Origin of the sequence: Duganella sp. P38 (assembly GCF_050859475.1) — a bacterium.
Taxonomy (GTDB): domain Bacteria; phylum Pseudomonadota; class Gammaproteobacteria; order Burkholderiales; family Burkholderiaceae_D; genus Rugamonas.
Window position 1 is genome coordinate 4,206,909 of the sequence record NZ_CP193936.1, and the last position, 15,689, is coordinate 4,222,597.

13 protein-coding genes and 5 tRNA genes are annotated in these 15,689 nt (G+C 61.6%); 1 reads left to right on the forward strand and 17 read right to left on the reverse strand.

Annotated elements, in window-relative coordinates:
* Positions 1-59 precede the first annotated feature (59 nt).
* Entirely contained in the window at positions 60-1,805 is a 1,746-nt protein-coding gene (locus ACRQ5J_RS19420) for a mechanosensitive ion channel family protein (RefSeq protein ID WP_432379015.1), read from the reverse strand.
* A 201-nt stretch (positions 1,806-2,006) separates the two neighbouring features.
* Positions 2,007-3,143 (reverse strand): serine hydrolase domain-containing protein, encoded by a 1,137-nt coding sequence (locus ACRQ5J_RS19425; RefSeq protein WP_432379017.1) that lies wholly within the window; start codon positions 3,141-3,143, stop codon positions 2,007-2,009.
* A 301-nt stretch (positions 3,144-3,444) separates the two neighbouring features.
* Between ACRQ5J_RS19425 and ACRQ5J_RS19430 the strand changes: the two genes are divergently transcribed.
* Positions 3,445-3,612 (forward strand): Flp family type IVb pilin, encoded by a 168-nt coding sequence (locus ACRQ5J_RS19430; RefSeq protein ID WP_154360730.1) that lies wholly within the window; start codon positions 3,445-3,447, stop codon positions 3,610-3,612.
* A 142-nt stretch (positions 3,613-3,754) separates the two neighbouring features.
* On the opposite strand, the gene ACRQ5J_RS19435 is transcribed toward ACRQ5J_RS19430, so the two are convergent.
* From ACRQ5J_RS19435 to recO, 15 genes are all read right to left on the reverse strand, one after another.
* Positions 3,755-4,282, reverse strand: coding sequence for a hypothetical protein (locus ACRQ5J_RS19435; RefSeq protein ID WP_432379019.1), 528 nt, complete (start codon positions 4,280-4,282; stop codon positions 3,755-3,757).
* 172 nt (positions 4,283-4,454) lie between these two features.
* Positions 4,455-4,838 carry an Imm10 family immunity protein gene (locus ACRQ5J_RS19440; RefSeq protein ID WP_432379021.1) on the reverse strand — a complete coding sequence of 128 codons (384 nt, stop codon included), beginning with the start codon at positions 4,836-4,838 and terminating at the stop codon, positions 4,455-4,457.
* 728 nt (positions 4,839-5,566) lie between these two features.
* Positions 5,567-5,642, reverse strand: a tRNA-Gly gene (locus ACRQ5J_RS19445).
* An 11-nt stretch (positions 5,643-5,653) separates the two neighbouring features.
* Positions 5,654-5,727, reverse strand: a tRNA-Cys gene (locus ACRQ5J_RS19450).
* Positions 5,728-5,782: 55 nt separating this feature from the next.
* Positions 5,783-5,858, reverse strand: a tRNA-Gly gene (locus ACRQ5J_RS19455).
* 55 nt (positions 5,859-5,913) lie between these two features.
* Positions 5,914-5,989: transfer RNA gene (locus ACRQ5J_RS19460), tRNA-Gly, on the reverse strand.
* 73 nt (positions 5,990-6,062) lie between these two features.
* Positions 6,063-6,138 (reverse strand) — tRNA-Gly (locus tag ACRQ5J_RS19465).
* Positions 6,139-6,224: 86 nt separating this feature from the next.
* Complete coding sequence (gene pgsA / locus ACRQ5J_RS19470; RefSeq protein ID WP_432379023.1) at positions 6,225-6,806, reverse strand: CDP-diacylglycerol--glycerol-3-phosphate 3-phosphatidyltransferase; 582 nt, start codon at positions 6,804-6,806, stop codon at positions 6,225-6,227.
* 114 nt (positions 6,807-6,920) lie between these two features.
* Positions 6,921-8,336 carry an efflux transporter outer membrane subunit gene (locus ACRQ5J_RS19475; RefSeq protein ID WP_432379025.1) on the reverse strand — a complete coding sequence of 472 codons (1,416 nt, stop codon included), beginning with the start codon at positions 8,334-8,336 and terminating at the stop codon, positions 6,921-6,923.
* On the reverse strand, positions 8,333-10,285 hold the full coding sequence (locus ACRQ5J_RS19480; protein ID WP_432379027.1) for a MacB family efflux pump subunit: 1,953 nt from the start codon (positions 10,283-10,285) through the stop codon (positions 8,333-8,335). The genes ACRQ5J_RS19475 and ACRQ5J_RS19480 overlap by 4 nt, the downstream gene beginning before the upstream one ends.
* Before the next feature lie 12 nt (positions 10,286-10,297).
* Positions 10,298-11,518, reverse strand: coding sequence for an efflux RND transporter periplasmic adaptor subunit (locus ACRQ5J_RS19485; RefSeq protein WP_432379028.1), 1,221 nt, complete (start codon positions 11,516-11,518; stop codon positions 10,298-10,300).
* A gap of 191 nt (positions 11,519-11,709) precedes the next feature.
* Positions 11,710-13,563, reverse strand: coding sequence for an excinuclease ABC subunit UvrC (gene uvrC / locus ACRQ5J_RS19490; protein ID WP_432379029.1), 1,854 nt, complete (start codon positions 13,561-13,563; stop codon positions 11,710-11,712).
* 96 nt (positions 13,564-13,659) lie between these two features.
* Positions 13,660-14,055 carry a holo-ACP synthase gene (gene acpS, locus ACRQ5J_RS19495; RefSeq protein ID WP_432379031.1) on the reverse strand — a complete coding sequence of 132 codons (396 nt, stop codon included), beginning with the start codon at positions 14,053-14,055 and terminating at the stop codon, positions 13,660-13,662.
* Positions 14,052-14,813 carry a pyridoxine 5'-phosphate synthase gene (gene pdxJ / locus ACRQ5J_RS19500; RefSeq protein ID WP_432379033.1) on the reverse strand — a complete coding sequence of 254 codons (762 nt, stop codon included), beginning with the start codon at positions 14,811-14,813 and terminating at the stop codon, positions 14,052-14,054. Before pdxJ ends, acpS begins: the two co-directional genes overlap by 4 nt.
* An 11-nt stretch (positions 14,814-14,824) precedes the next feature.
* On the reverse strand, positions 14,825-15,688 hold the full coding sequence (recO, locus tag ACRQ5J_RS19505; protein WP_432379035.1) for a DNA repair protein RecO: 864 nt from the start codon (positions 15,686-15,688) through the stop codon (positions 14,825-14,827).
* Position 15,689 lies beyond the last annotated feature (1 nt).

Genomic DNA, 15,689 nt, shown 5'->3' on the forward strand with positions numbered 1-15,689 from the left:
GAATCGCGCCCTGCATCGGCACTCACGGCGATCCCACTTGCGGAATCGGCCGTGAAGAGTCATGGCACGGATTGGGAAGGCGAAACGGAAGCAGGCGCGTTGCGCGACGCTTCGGTGTTTGCCGCTGCGCTTGTCTCCGCCGACGACGATGCCGGACCGCCAGCATCGGGCGCCGTCCTGGCAGCGGACAGCAAAGGCGCCAGCGCTTCGGCATCGAGCGCCACCTGGAACTGTCGCGTGCTGGCCTGGATCTCGGGGTAGGCCAGGCGGAGGCCGGCATGCTCGAAGCGCGCATAGATTTGCAGCAGCAGCTCTTCGCGGATGATGACGCTTTCATCGAAGTCGCTCACGTCGATATACGAGAACACCTCGATGTCGATCGACCGTTCGGCCAGCCGCGCCAGCCGCGCGCGGGCGCCTTCGGCAATCTTTTCATGGTCGCGCAGGATTTGCTGGACGATGTCGATTGCTTCCAGCAGCTTGGCATAACTGATGCCATGGGCCACCGCAATGACGGGATTGAACAGGAAGCGGTCGCGTGTGGCGAAGTTCTCGATCTGGCGCGCCGACAAGTCGCCATTGGGGATGGTGATGACGGTGCGTTCTCCCGTGCGGATGCGGGTCGAGCGGATGCCGACGTCCTCGATGGTGCCGGTAACGTCGCCCACGCGCACGAAATCGCCGATCTGCGCGGGGCGGTCGGCAATAAAGGTGACGCTGCCGACAAGGTTCTCCACGGTTTTCTGTGCGCCGAGCGCGAGCGCGATACCGCCGATACCGAGCGCGGCAATACCAGTGGTCACGTCGATGCCGAAGGTGTCGAGCACGGCCACGCCGGAGAAGGCCAGCAACAGGAATTTGACCGTACGCTTGAGCAGCGTGACGACCGAAATCACCTGGCGCGCCTGGCGCCGCTGCATGCGGGCAATGGCCAGCTCGGCAATTGCATCGATCAGGCGCAGCGCCAGCCAGACCAGCGCCACCACGGCAAACACGCCGATGTAACGCAGCAGGATTTGCCGCGCAACGATGGAAACCGGCAGGCGGTCGGCCCAGGTGTAGAAGATTGCCACCGCCGCCAGCAGGCTCAGTGGCGGCAGCGCGGCCTGAACGAACTTGAGCACGCTGTTGGTTCCCGGCTCGGCCACGCGCCGCTGCAGTCCAGACACGATCAGCGCGGCAGCAATCCACAGCCCCCCAAAGCTGGCTGCGGCCAGCCCCAGCAGCTTGAGCCAGTCCTCGATCGGCGCGCCGCCGATCAGCACCGCATCATCGTCCTTGGGGTCGCCGGCCGGGGTGGAGGCGGCCATCAGCTGGCTGATGGTTTCGCGCGAAATGCGCCACACCTGGTGCGGCTCGTCCATGCCGCGTGCCAGCAGCACCGGAACCTTTTTCTTGGCAATGGTGATGGTGCCGACCTGTTCGCGGTCGATCGGCAGGTCGTCATTGATCTCGCCTTCTTCGTCATTGGACAGCGAAGCGAACGGTTTCAGGGAGCCACCGTTGTCGAGCAGCACCAGCAGCCGGCGCGCCTGCTCGGGGCCGTTGCGCTGCTGGCGACTGCCGGTGGTGGGCACGTCGAAGTACAAGGCTGCGCGCTCGTAGTCCTGATCGGCCAGCGCCTGCAACAAATTGGAGATGGCCGAACGGGGAGTTTCACGAGCAAGCGGGTCGGGTTCGGCAGCGGCGGAAGTGGCGGACGCAGCAGCCGGTTCAACTGCCCAGGCCGGCGCTGCCGGCGCTAGCAGGGTCGCCAGCGACGCGGTGACGCACAAAAACAGGGAGAGTAAATATCGGATGATCAATGCTACCTCGGCGTTGTAAGCGCCCCGCGAGGGTCCCTCGGGAACCGCAAGGCAGGACGCGGTGGATTTGCCGCAGTGTAGCAGAGAGCTAAGAATGTATTTTGGGCAACAGTGTCAGTACTGCGGAGGCCGTTGCCGATCCGGCTGAGGCCGGTGAATAGTGTCGATATCTGATATCAAAGTTAAATAAGCGCAGGCGGCCTACTGCGCGGTTTCCAACGCTTCCACCGTATCGAAAATATGCGCCAGCGAACTTTCCATCGCGCCGGCGGTATCGTCGCCACTCTGGTTAGTGATGATGAAAACCCCAAGCTGATATTTTGGAACAATGTAGGCGTAGCTTTGCGCCCGTGGCACGCCACCGTGGTGTACGTAATGCGTTCCTAACTGTCGATTGCTCCCAATGTTCCAAAAATAGCCGATACTGAAATCGTCCTTAAAGCGTACCAACGGCTTATGCGATTCGACCACCGCTTGATTGGCGCTCAGTTGGAGGCGTAGGTATTTCGCCATATCGGGCATGGTCGACTTCAGGTTGCCTGCTGCGCCCCAGGGCAGTTGCGGCATCGGTGTTGTGATGACGGGATTATCGCTGTGGTAGCCGGGCGCCAGGCGGCTGGCATCTTTGGCGGACAGTCGCAACCAGGTATCCCGCATGCCGGCTTCGCGCGCGATGAATCGCGTGAGCAGCGCTTCATAGGACATACCGTAGATTTTCTCAAGCGTATGCGCAATGAGCTCGGTGCCGGCGCTTGAATAGGCATAGTCCTTGCCAAGCGGGCCGTGGATGCTCACGGTATGCAGTTCCTGCCAGAACTGTGGCTGTCCGTAGGTGGCGTAGGCTGCGTTAAGCTGTGCCGGCGTGGTATGCGCGGTAAAATCCTTCAGCACAGTGTTCACTTGCAACGGCATCATGCCCGGCATATTGCTGGTATGCGTGATCAAATGACGCAGGCGGATTGGCTGGCCTTCCGACTGCAGGTTGGGATAGGCGGCCGGCAGGTACTTCTGTATCGGATCGTCGAGCGCCGCTTTCCTATCGAGCACGGCGGCCGCCAGCAGCAGGCCGGCAAAGGTCTTGCTGACCGAGCCGATTTCATAAAGCGTTGCGTCGTTCGGCGGATTTGCCTTACCGGCCTCCAGCTCGCCTTGATGTAAAACGAATTCCTTGCCCCGATAAACTACAGCGATGGAGGCCGAGTGTAAGAATTTGGACTGCAACAAGGTGGTCGCGGTCTGGCTCATTGCCGCAGGAATGTCATGTGAAGGTGTTGTAGCAGCGGGCCTGCAAGCGGCTAGCACCAATGTCATTGCAGCCATTGCGGTGAGTTTGGTCATTTGCACACCATTCACAAAGGAAGGGCATTCTCGCACAATCGTTTGGGCGGTGACAAAAAACAAATTCCTTGGCGCTTCTTCCCTTGTCCCGTTATCGCTATTTCAAGAACCAGCGCGTGCGCATAATGGCGGCGGTGACAAACGTCACGACATAAAGTGACGTTTGTCGGATGTTCAGTGCGCTCAGGCTACGTAGAATGTCTCTCATCGGCAGTACACAAGCAGTGACGCAGTACCTAAAACCTGAACCCCGTTTTAGTTGATGTAGTAACCCACTCAACCAACTTTTACGAGGCTCATCATGAACGCAATCACCAACTTCATCCGCAACGAAGACGGCATTACCGCTATCGAATACGCCCTGATGGCCGCCGCCATCGCCGCAGCGATCACCGCCGGCCTGGCCATCCTGGGCCCGAAAATCACCGCTTCGCTGACTTACATCTCGGGTCTGATCAAATCGTCGTGATCGCCGTCAGCAGCAAGCAAAAGCCGGAACTGCTGTTCCGGCTTTTTTATTTTCCAAAACCACACACGATTTCCGCTTTTTGCGGCAACCGTTACGTTGCGGTCCTTGCAGATGAACGGGAAGTTCGAAGTGATTGCAGCATTCATATAACGCTCATTTCCCAAAGCGGGATACCAAACTTGTCGTAGACAGTTAAAGTTCGTCCATTGACTTGGAGGTTCTTGAACCTATGCGCATAAACAATCTCATCCGGCAAAGTTCTCAGAATCTCCTCTGAAAAAATACCCTCTCCGTCGCGTTCAATCACAAGCGTCAGGCGAAACCAAGAAAGATCGAGTTCACAGTTCAAATTACATTTCCCGCCAATAGAAGGAAATTTCTTCGTCGCATGCGTCCATCTGTTCATGTACCCTTCGGCCCGGAATATTTCAAAGACATCACCAAAGAAATGTATCGGCAAACTTTGATTTCTGATGGCCTTCTCAAAGCCGACTTTAAGCAAGCCAATGAAATACTCGGGAACGTCGTCTCTCGAAAGCTTGTTATACTCTTCAATATCGAGTGGCACTTCAACTACCAGGACCTTCGAAGAATTAATTCGACCGGATTCTGATGCCTGACTTTTGCCAATCACGCATATCCTGTTGAACCCAACAGTTTTGATTTTCAACGAAGCCAGATATCGCTGCACATAATGACAAAGAAATCGCGTTTGATTTCTAAACGCAAACGCAGCGTCAGTCTGAAACTCTACTAGGTCAGGATAAAGGTAAAACTTGAGTCAATATCATCGGATATTTCTTCGTCAGCGAAACGCGGAGCCAATGCCAGCTATTATCCGCTTACAGTAAGTGGACGTCATATTCACCTTGAGACAAGGCTGCAAGGCGTGACAGTCCTTGATCAATTATAGGCATCCAAGGCATCGGCGTAATAGTGATCTTATCAACCCCAAGTTTCTGAATCCCGCGCTCCGTCAACTCGATCTCTATACGCTGATCAATACGTCTTATTGCTTGAACTCCGATATAGCAGCCGTGCTTTTGGTCATCGCGTTCAATGTATAGGCCATCTAGACCCAGCTGAATGTCCAACTCCCGAGGAGATAGCGAATGCTGTAGCATAAGATATCGAACAACGCCATGCTCATCATCCCCAAACGCAAACACTAAATTTCCCTCGTCCTCAGAAAACGAAATAGACTTTGCGGAAAGTTCAAAATTCATTCTTCTCTTTCTTCATAACGAAGATATCTGCTCATGGCCGAAGCCGGTCCTGCTCAGAATAGCATGTTGCATGGGCTTAAAATACACTCATTATCACAATAGTACGCCTAAGAGATTTATCGCCTTTTCACCGCGAATCTTTAAAAGGACCGCCAATGTCGACCTACCAGGACTATCAAAAACAAATCGCCGAACTTCATGCCAAGCTGAGGCTGCGCGGCGTACAGAGGTGTCGGATGCGAAAGCCAAGATCCAGCCAGTAGAAGTCAAATGAACCGGCCGTGGACGCGCGCCTAAATGGCTTGAGGGCAAAGATAAAAACCAGTACCAGATTCGATGATCGAGCCGGTGGGAGTCCACGTGGCTACCGTAACGGTGAGGTGAATTGGGAAGAAAGCGCACAGGTCGCTCTTCCCTGAGCGGCAGCTAACTCCGTGGAACTTACACCGGTGCTGTGTTGACCTCCGCTCCCAATTTCCTCGCCTAATATGACAACGCGACAAGGCTGGTGCTCATCCACGATCACCTACCGCAGGAAATCGCCCTTCTAACGCCCGACCAAGGCCAAATGAATTACGAGGACGCGGAGTGCTGACCATACGATATCCCGTACATGGCGCCGCGATGAACAACAAGCCGCCGCAGGACTTGACTGAGGTTCCCAAACGCTGGCGTCACGCAGCCCAGAAAGCAAAAAGGGCAGCCACACTGGCTGCCCTTTTACATTCTGGAGCGGGAGAAGAGTCTCGAACTCTCGACCTCAACCTTGGCAAGGTTGCGCTCTACCAACTGAGCTACTCCCGCTTGGAGTCGTTTGGAGGCGAGGATCGGAGTCGAACCGACCTAGACGGCTTTGCAGGCCGCTGCATAACCGCTTTGCTACCTCGCCAGAGGAAACATTTACTACAAGATAACAGCTGGTTATGCGCTGCCACCCGAAATTCTGGAGCGGGAGAAGAGTCTCGAACTCTCGACCTCAACCTTGGCAAGGTTGCGCTCTACCAACTGAGCTACTCCCGCTTGGAGTTTTACTACCGTTACTACATTTTTACTGCGCTCGCGTTTCCGGGGAAACTGGAGCGGGAGAAGAGTCTCGAACTCTCGACCTCAACCTTGGCAAGGTTGCGCTCTACCAACTGAGCTACTCCCGCATTTCGAGTCCAGCATCATAACAGGTGACTGTTGTTTTTGCTAGTACTACTTGTTACTGACTTCGTCGCATTGTGGAGCGGGAGAAGAGTCTCGAACTCTCGACCTCAACCTTGGCAAGGTTGCGCTCTACCAACTGAGCTACTCCCGCTTCGCTGCGTCGTCATCAACAACAGGCCAGCATTATAGAGGTTCTGTGGCGGCTGTCAATGCTGAATATAAATATTGTTTATACGGTTACAGCTGGCCCGATTTTTCCTTGATCAGCGGCCACGCCAACCGTAGATAGTAGAACATCGACCAGACGGTAAGCACCGCCGCCACTTCCAGCAGGCGCGCGCCCCAGAACTGGGTGTCGATGGCGCCCCACAGCACGTCATGGAACAGCAGCGCCGGAATCGCCATCATTTGCGCGGTGGTCTTGATTTTGCCCAGCGAGCTGACCGCCACCGATTTCGAGGCGCCGATTTGCGCCATCCACTCGCGCAGCGCCGAAATGGCGATCTCGCGGCCGATGATGATGAAGGACATGACGGCGTTGGCGCGGTCCAGCTGCACCAGCACCAGCAAGGCGCCGGCCACCATCAGCTTGTCCGCCACCGGGTCGAGGAAGGCGCCGAAGGCCGAGGTCTGGTTCCAGCGGCGGGCCAGGAAACCGTCGAACCAGTCGGTAACGGCCGCAACAATGAACACCATGGTCGCCGCCAGATTCTGATCCGCCACCGGCAGCACCGTGGTGGGAAGATAGTAGACGCCCACCACTAGCGGAATCAGCGCAACGCGCAACCAGGTCAACAGTATCGGAATATTGAAGGGCATAGCAAGTTATTAAGGGCGTGTCTTGAAATTTTATAATGCGCCGCTAGTCTACCTTGCCAACGCCCCGAAGACCAGCCCGTACCGGACGCGTGTGCGGCCGCCCTGCCCGCGCCGTCAGGAGCCGCCCAGCGCCAGGATCAGCGTGACGTCGTTGCGCACCTGGTCACGCAGCACCTGGGCCAGCGCCAGCTCCGAGCTGCGCAACGTTTGCTGGGCGTCGAGCCAGGTGCGCAGCGCCACATCGCCATTGCGATAGCGGACCTCGTACATGCGCGCGACCTCCTGCGCCGCCTGATAGGAACGCTGGCGCGCCGCCGTCTGCTCCTGCAGCCGGGTGCGCGCCGACAGCGCGTTGTCGACATCCTGCAATGCGCTGTACAAGGTGCTGCGGAAGCTGCTGGCGGCCTCCAGGTAGCTGGCGCCCGCGTAGTCGGTGTTGAGGCGCGCCTGTGTCACGTTCAGGAACGGCAGCGTCAGGCCGGCGCCCAGCGTCGCCACCGGGTTGCGCAGCACATCGCCAAGCGCCGTGCCGCCGCCGCCCACGCCCCCGGTCAGCGTCAGCGCCGGGTAGTAGGAGCGCGCGGTGGCGTCGATGCTGGCCAGCGCGGCACGCAGCCGGCGTTCGGCCGCGCGCAGGTCCGGGCGACGCGCGAGGAGTTCGGCCGGCATGCCGGCGCGGACCGGCAGCGCCGCAGCCTGCGTCACCGACTGCGGTTCTTCCGCCAGCGCCAGCGGCCGGCCATCGAGCAGCAGCGCCAGCGCGTTGCGGCTTTCCACGCGCTGTTGCAGCAGCGCGCTTTGTGCCGCGCGCTGCGCCTCCAGGCTTTGCTGCGCTTCGCGCAGTTCCAGCAGCGAGACTTCGCCCTCGGCGTGCTGCACCTGCACCAGCTTGAGCGTGCGCTCCAGCGAGGCCAGGTCTTGCTCGCCGGCGGCGATCGACTGGTTCAGATAGGCCAGCGTCCAGTAGTTGCGGCAGACGTCACCCACCAGTGACAGCGCGGTCGCTTGCAGGTCGTCGGCCGAAGCCAGCGCCTGCCAGGACTTGACGTCACGCTGGCTGCGCAGCCGGCCCCACAGGTCGACTTCCCAGCTCAGGCCCACATTGCTGCTGGTGCTGCGCGTGCTGGCCGCGCCCTGGTCGACGCGGCGACTGGCGCTGGCCGCAAGCTGGCCGCTGGCTTGCGGATACAGGTCGCTGTCGGCCAGCCCCGCCTGCAGGCGCGCCTGCCGCAGCGCGAAGCCGGCGGCGGCCAGGTTGCTGTTGACGTCCAGCGCCTGCTCCACCAGGCGGTTGAGGCGCGCGTCGCCAAAGCCCTGCCACCACGGGTCCTGGCGCACCGCGCTGGTTCGGGCGGCGTCCAGTACCGGCAAGGCCTGCTGGCCGCCGCTGGCAGGAGCGCTGCCCCAGCCATAGGCCTCGGGCAGCAGCGGCGCCGGCGTAAGCGCCGCGTAATCGCCGGAAGTGGCGCAGCCGGCCAAGGCCGCGGCTGCGGCCAGCGCAATTGTCGAAAGACGGAGGATATTACTCATTCGCGTACCAATGCCTCTACAGGATCAAGTTGTGCGGCACTACGTGCCGGCAAATAGCCAAAGACGATGCCGATCAGGCTCGAACACCCGAAGGCCACCACGATCGATGTCAGCGAGAACACCAGCGTGAACACGCCGGTCGACTCCAGCACCCAGCCCAGGCCCAGCGCCAGCAGCACGCCGAGCGTGCCGCCGAGCAGGCAGACCAGCACCGACTCGATCAGGAACTGCTGCATGATGTCGCTGCGCCGTGCCCCCACCGCCATGCGCACGCCGATCTCGCGGGTGCGCTCGGTGACCGACACCAGCATGATGTTCATCACGCCGATGCCGCCCACCACCAGCGCGATGGCGGCGATGGAGCCGATCATCAGCGTCATGGTGCGCGTGGTCTGTTCGATGGTTTCGCGGATCTGCGCGCTGTTATTCAGGTAAAAGTCCTGCACGCCATGGCGCAGTTTCAGCAGCCGTGTCAGCGCCTGTTCGGCGGCGCTCATCGGCGTGGCGTCCGCCACCCGCACGGTAATGCTGGATACATAGCTTTGGCCCAGCATGCGCGCCATCGCCGTGGTGTACGGCACCCACACGTTCAACGACGAATTGTCGCCAAAGCCGTTGGTCTGCTTTTTGGTGACCGCCACCACGCGCGCCGGCACATTCCCCAGCAGGATGATCTGCCCCAGCGGGTCGGCGCGTTCGCCGAAGAACTGCTTGCGGGTGTTTTCATCGATGACCACCACCTGCTGCAAGCCTGTCACCGCCGACTGGTCGTAAAACCGGCCGGCGGCCAGCTTCAGTCCCTTGACGCGGAAGTATTGATCGCCGACGCCGGATACCTGCGCGGTCGCCATCTTGTTGCGGTACATCGCTGTCACGGAGGTGGAGACGCTGGGCGTGGCGCTGTCGACGTAGCTCTGGCTGGCCAGCGCCGCGGCGTCGGTGGCCTTCAGCGTCTGCACCCGCGCCGAGCGCAAGTCGCCGAAGCCGGCGCCGGGATAAATCTCGATGGTGTTGGTGCCCAGCGAGGCGATGTCGCTGAGGATTTTCCGCTGCGCGCCGGCGCCCAGCGCCACCACCGACACCACCGAGGCGATGCCGATAATAATCCCCAGCATGGTCAGGAAGGTGCGCAGCCGGTGCGCGTTCATCGCCAGCAGCGCCATGCGGAACGCCTCGCTGAAGCGATCGCGCAGCGCCAGCAAGCTGTTGCCCCTGGCCGCCACGCCCTGCTGCCCCAGCGCCGACGGCTGCTGCGTTTCGCCGTTGGTGCGGCGGTCGGCGACGATGCGGCCGTCGTGGATTTCGATCACGCGCTGGGCGTGACCGGCCACCGCCATATCGTGCGTCACCAGTACGATGGTGTGGCCTTCCGCGTGCAGTTCGCCGAGGATCTTCATCACCTCTTCGCCGGAACGGCTATCCAGCGCGCCGGTCGGTTCGTCGGCGAGGATGACGGCGCCGCCGTTCATCAGCGCGCGCGCAATCGAGACGCGTTGCTGCTGGCCGCCGGATAGTTGGCCCGGCCGGTGGCCGGTGCGCTCGGCCAGGCCGAGGCGCGCCAGCAGTTCACGGGCGCGCGAGCGCCGCGCGGCGCCCGGCACGCCGGCGTACACCGCCGGCACCTCGACATTGCCGGTGGCGGTCAGATCGCCCAGCAGGTGATAGCGCTGGAAGATGAAGCCAAAGTGTTCGCGCCGCAGCGCCGCCAGTTCGTCCGGCGCCAGCTGGCCGGTTTCGCGGCCGGACACGCGGTAGCTGCCGGAGGAAGGCCGGTCGAGGCAGCCGAGGATATTCATCAGCGTCGATTTGCCGGAGCCGGACTGGCCGACAATCGCCACCATCTCGCCAGCCTCGATATCGAGGTTGACGTCATCCAGCACCACCACGGTGCCTTCGCCGGCCGGGAACTCGCGCCGTAGGCCGCGCAAGCGCAGCAAGGGTTGGTTCATGCTGGCCTCCCCTTACATCGGCGGCGGGCCGCCAGGACCGGGCATGCGCTGCTGGCTGGCGCCGGCCTTGGCATCGGCCTCGCCCACCACGACCTTCTCGCCCTCGCGCAGGCCGGCCTTGACTTCGGCCATGGCCTGGTTGTCCAGCCCTACCTGAATCTGGCGCGGCTGCGGGCGGCGATCGGGCCCCGCCACCTGCACCGTGTAGCTGCCGTCGCGCGCGCGGTCGCCCAGCGCTGTCGACGGCACCAGCAGCACGCCATTGGCGCGGCCCAGCACAATGCTGACCTGCGCCGTCATGTAGGTGCGCAGCACGCCGTCGGTGTTGTCGACGTCGAACAGGCCGTTATAGTACATCGCCGTCTTGGTGGAGGTGGTGGTCGAGGTGCTCGCGGTGGAACTGCTACTGTCCTCATTTGTGACGGATTCCGGCGCCGGCGCGATGTCGCGCAGCTTGCTGGTGTAGCGCCGCTCATGGTTGCCGAGAATGGTGAAGTAGACTTCCTGGCCCACCTTGGCGCGCACCACGTCCGCTTCGGAAATTTGCGCGTACACCGTCATCGTCGCCTGGTTGCCCAGCATGACGATGGTCGGCGCGCTTTGCACGGCGTTGACGTTCTGTCCCTGCTTGGCGACCACCGCCAGCACCGTGCCGTCGATCGGCGCGGTGATGCGGGTATATTCCAGATTGGTCTGCGCGGTGGCCACTTCGGTTTCGCGCTGAACGATTTCCGCGTCCAGCGCAGCGATCTGTTCGCGTGTGGCTTCGACGTTGGCCTTGGCCGATTCGTAGTCCGAGCGCGAAGTCGCCTCGGCCGCCAGCATGCGCTCCTGGCGCTGCAAGGTCAGTTCGTAGCGGCGCTGGGTGGCGACTTGCGCGTCGCGGCTGGCGCGGGCGCTGCGCAAGGTGGCGCGCGCGCTTTGCAGCGCGTTGACCTGGGTACGGGAATCGATTTCGGCAATCAGGTCGCCTTTTTTGACCTTGTCGCCGAGCTTCACGTGCAGCACTTCGATGCGGCCTGATACCTGTGCGCCGACGCTGACCAGCCGTGAGGGTTTGAGTATGCCGGTGGCTTCGACGGTTTGCTCGATGTCGCCGCGTGCGACGCTGGATAGCACCAACTGCGGCGGCGGGGCCGGTTTGAACCACTGGTACAGAATGAAGGCAATAACAAGAATTGCTGCGATAGCGGCAAACACCATGCGGCGCCGCTTCCATGCACTGTTGAACATAACGGGTTTGATCCTGAAGAAAGGGATACCGCATTTTCCCCTGCCAGGATTGGTCTAACATTAAGCTGAATGTAAAACCAGGTAAGAATTTGGTCTTGTTATTGCTGCGGTGCTCCCCGTCATTCCCGCGAAGGCGGGAATCCATGCCAGGCACGCGTTCCATGGGTCCCCGCCTTCGCGGGGACGACGGGTTAGTGTAGTTGTTTGTAGATTTCTTCGGCTAGCGCGCTGGATATGCCTTCCACCTGCTTCAGGTCTTCTATACTGGCGTTGACCACGCCGCGCAAACCGCCAAAGCGGGCCAGCAGGCGCTGGCGGCGCTTGGCGCCAATACCTTCAATCTCCTCCAGGCGCGAAGTCTGGCGCGTCTTGGCCCGCTTGGCGCGCATGCCGGTAATGGCGAAGCGGTGCGCCTCGTCGCGAATCTGCGCCACCAGCATCAGCGCCGCCGATTCCTTGCCCAGCTCCTGCGACGGGCGGCCATCGACAAACATCAGCGTCTCAAGCCCGACCCGCCGTCCCTCCCCTTTCGCCACGCCGACGATCAGGCTGATGTCCAGCCCCAGTTCGGCGAACACCTGGCGCGCCATCTCAATCTGGCCCTTTCCGCCGTCGATCAGCACCACGTCCGGCATCACGCCGTCGCCATTGGCGACTTTCTCGTAGCGGCGGAACAGCACCTGGCGCATGGCGGCGTAATCGTCGCCCGGCGTGATGTCGTTGATGTTGTAGCGGCGGTATTCGCCGTTCTGCATCTGGTGGTGGTGGAACACCACGCACGAAGCCTGCGTCGCCTCACCCTGCGTGTGCGAGATGTCGAAGCATTCGATGCGCAGGGTGTCGATGTCTTCAGGCTCCAGTTGCAAAGCCTCGACCAGCGCGCGCGTGCGCGATTGCTGCGAGCCCTGCTCCGACAGCAGCCGCGCCAGCGAAATCTCGGCGCCTTTCTGCGCCAGTTCCAGCCACTTGCGGCGCTGGTCCTGCGGCTGGAAGATCAAATTGATGCGGTGGCCGCATTGCTCCTGCAAGGCCTGGATCAGCGCCGGGTGATCGAACTCGATATTCAGGATCAGCGTGCCGGGGATGAATTTGTCGGCGTAGTGCTGCGCCAGGAAGGCGGCCAGCACTTCGACTTCTATCGATTCCTCGGCAATCGCCTCGGCGTCGCTGACGTGGGTTGGGAAGTAGGCGCGGTCGCCCAGGTGGCGGCCGCCGCGCACCATGGCCAGGTTGACGCAGGCGCGCCCGCCCTGTACCAGCACGGCGATGATGTCGACGTCGGCATCGCCGGTGGTTTCCATGCTTTGCTGGTGCAGCACGCGCGACAGCGACTGGATCTGGTTGCGCACCGATGCGGCCTGCTCGAATTTGAGCTCAGCGGCGTAGGCGTGCATTTTTTGCTCAAGGTCGGCCAGCACTTCGGACTGGCGACCGCGCAGGAAGCGTGCGGCGTTTTCCACATCGAGCTTGTAGTCTTCCCTGGAGATCAGGTCCACGCACGGCGCCGAGCAGCGGCCGATCTGGTGCAGCAGGCATGGGCGTGTGCGGTTGGCGTAGACGCTTTCCTCGCAGGTGCGGATCTGGAATACCTTCTGCAAGATCTGCATCGATTCCTTGACGGCCCACGAGCTGGGGAAAGGCCCGAAGTACTGGTTTTTCTTGTCGACCGCGCCGCGGTAGTAGACCATGCGCGGGGCGTCGCCGCCGGTGATCTTCAGGTACGGGTAGGATTTGTCGTCGCGGAACAGGATGTTGTAGCGCGGGCTTAGAGCCTTGATCAGGTTATTTTCAAGGATCAGCGCTTCGGCTTCGCTGTGCGTGACGGTGGTTTCGAGACGGGCGATGCGCTCGACCATCATGGCGATGCGCGGACTGGCCAGGTTTTTCTGGAAGTAGCTCGATACGCGCTTTTTCAGGTCGCGCGCCTTGCCGACGTAGAGGACTTTGTCCTCGGCGTCGAAGTACCGGTACACGCCCGGCAGATTGGGCAGCTTGGCGACGGTGGCTAGTACTTTTTCGCGCGGATCGCTTACTTCTTCAGTCAATTTTTCACCTCTGGCGCGCCGTCGTCCCCGCGCAGGCGGGGACCCATGCTGAGCGCGCGTTGTATGGGTTCCCGCCTGCGCGGGAACGACGTCTATTTATTGTGCCTGTTCGACGATGACGAAGGCGACCGCGTAGTCCTCTTCGTCGCTGACGGTCACCTGGGCCGACAGCCGGTTCTTTTCCATGAATTCCTTCAGCACGCCGCTGCACACGATCATCGGCTTGCCGCTGGGATGATTCAGCATCTGCGCGGCGGGCCAGGTCATCGGCATGCGCATGCCCAGGCCGATCGCCTTGGAGAACGCCTCCTTGGCGGCGAAGCGGGTCGCCACGAAGCGGATGCCGCGCACCGGGTGCTTGGCCTTGCGCGCCAAATACTTCTCGAATTCCTGCGGCCCGAGGATCTTCTTCGCAAAGCGGTCGCCATGGCGCGCCAGCGCGGCTTCGATGCGCGGGATCTTGCAGATGTCGGTGCCGATCCCGTAGATCATTTTTTTGCGCCCAGGCGAGTGGAAACCATGATGGCCTTCATTTCACGCACGGCGTTTTCCCAGCCTACGAAGACCGAGTGCGCGACGATGGCGTGACCGATATTCAGTTCCGCGATTTCCGCAATCGCGGCAATCGCCTGCACATTGGTGTAGTGCAGGCCGTGGCCGGCGTTGACCTTCAGGCCCTTGCCGACGCCATACAGCACGCCGCGATGGATACGTTCCAGTTCGGCCGCCTGCTCGGCGCCTTCGGTGTCGGCATAGCGGCCGGTGTGCAGTTCGATCACCGGCGCGCCGATGGCGGCGGTGGCGTCCATCTGCGCCTGCTCGGCGTCGATGAACAGCGAGACGCGGATGCCTTCGGCCTGCAATTGCTTCACCGCGCGCTCGACGGCGTTGTAGTTGCCGACGACATCGAGGCCGCCTTCGGTAGTGACTTCGGTGCGTTTTTCCGGCACCAGGCAAACGTCGGCCGGCTTGATCTTGCAGGCGAAGTCGATCATCTCCTGGGTGACGGCGGCTTCCAGGTTCATGCGGGTGATCAGCTGCGGCGCCATGGCGATGACGTCGGCGTCCTTGATGTGGCGGCGGTCTTCGCGCAGGTGCAGCGTGATGCAGTCGGCGCCGGCCTGCTCGGCCAGCAGCGCGGCGCGGATCGGGTCCGGGTACCGGGTGCCACGCGCATTGCGCAAGGTGGCAACGTGGTCGATATTCACGCCCAGGTCGATGATGGTGCCGGATGGTTGCAGGAAGCTCATTCTTCTTTCTCTTATAACTGTGACAGGTCGATCAGGATCTGCCGGGTGTTCAACGGCGCGCCATTCAGGTGATGCGCCACCAGGAAGCGCATCAGCTGCTTGCTTTGGGCTTGCGTGGCGACGTCTTCGTAATTTTCACATTCCATGTCGAGCAGGGTTTTGCCGGCCACGCGCGGCCACGGGTCGCCGGCGCGGCCGGGACGCGGGCCGCGCTCCGGATCGACCACGTAGACCACGTCCGGACGCACGGCGCTGCGCGTTTCAACGCAGCGCGTGAGGTCGGCCGCCACACCCGTCTCTCTAAGTAAGGCCCGTTCGAATTTTCTCAAGACGATGGGCGCTGGCTCGTTGTGCGCCAGCTGGTTGAGCGTGGAGACGTAATGGTCGAACAGCGCCGGATGGGCGTCGTCGCGCGCCAGCAGCTTGACCAGCAGTTCGTTCAGGTAGAAGCCGCACAGCAGCGCGGTTTTCTCCAGCGGCAGCATGCCGCCCACCCATTCGGCGTCGGTCAGCGTGCGCAGTTCAGATTTGCCGACCCAGCTGCTCGACAGCGGCTGGAAGGTTTGCAGCACGCCGCGCAGCTGCGAGTGCGGCCGCTTGGCGCCCTTGGCGATCAAGGCCACGCGGCCGAAGTCGCGCGTGAACAGGTCGATAATCAGGCTGGTTTCTTTGTAGGGATAGCTGTGCAGGACGAAGGCCGGCTGGCCGGCGACCTTGGTGCCGACGGTGCGCTCGCGCGGCGCGGCGCGCGGGCGCTTGGGCGCGGCGGCGGCCGGAGGCGGCGCCGAACTGGCGTCCTGTGCGGCAGGCACGCCAGCGCCCTGCGGCGCCGCTGCTTGCGGCGCGTCCAGGGTGGCGTCTGGCGTGGTGGACATG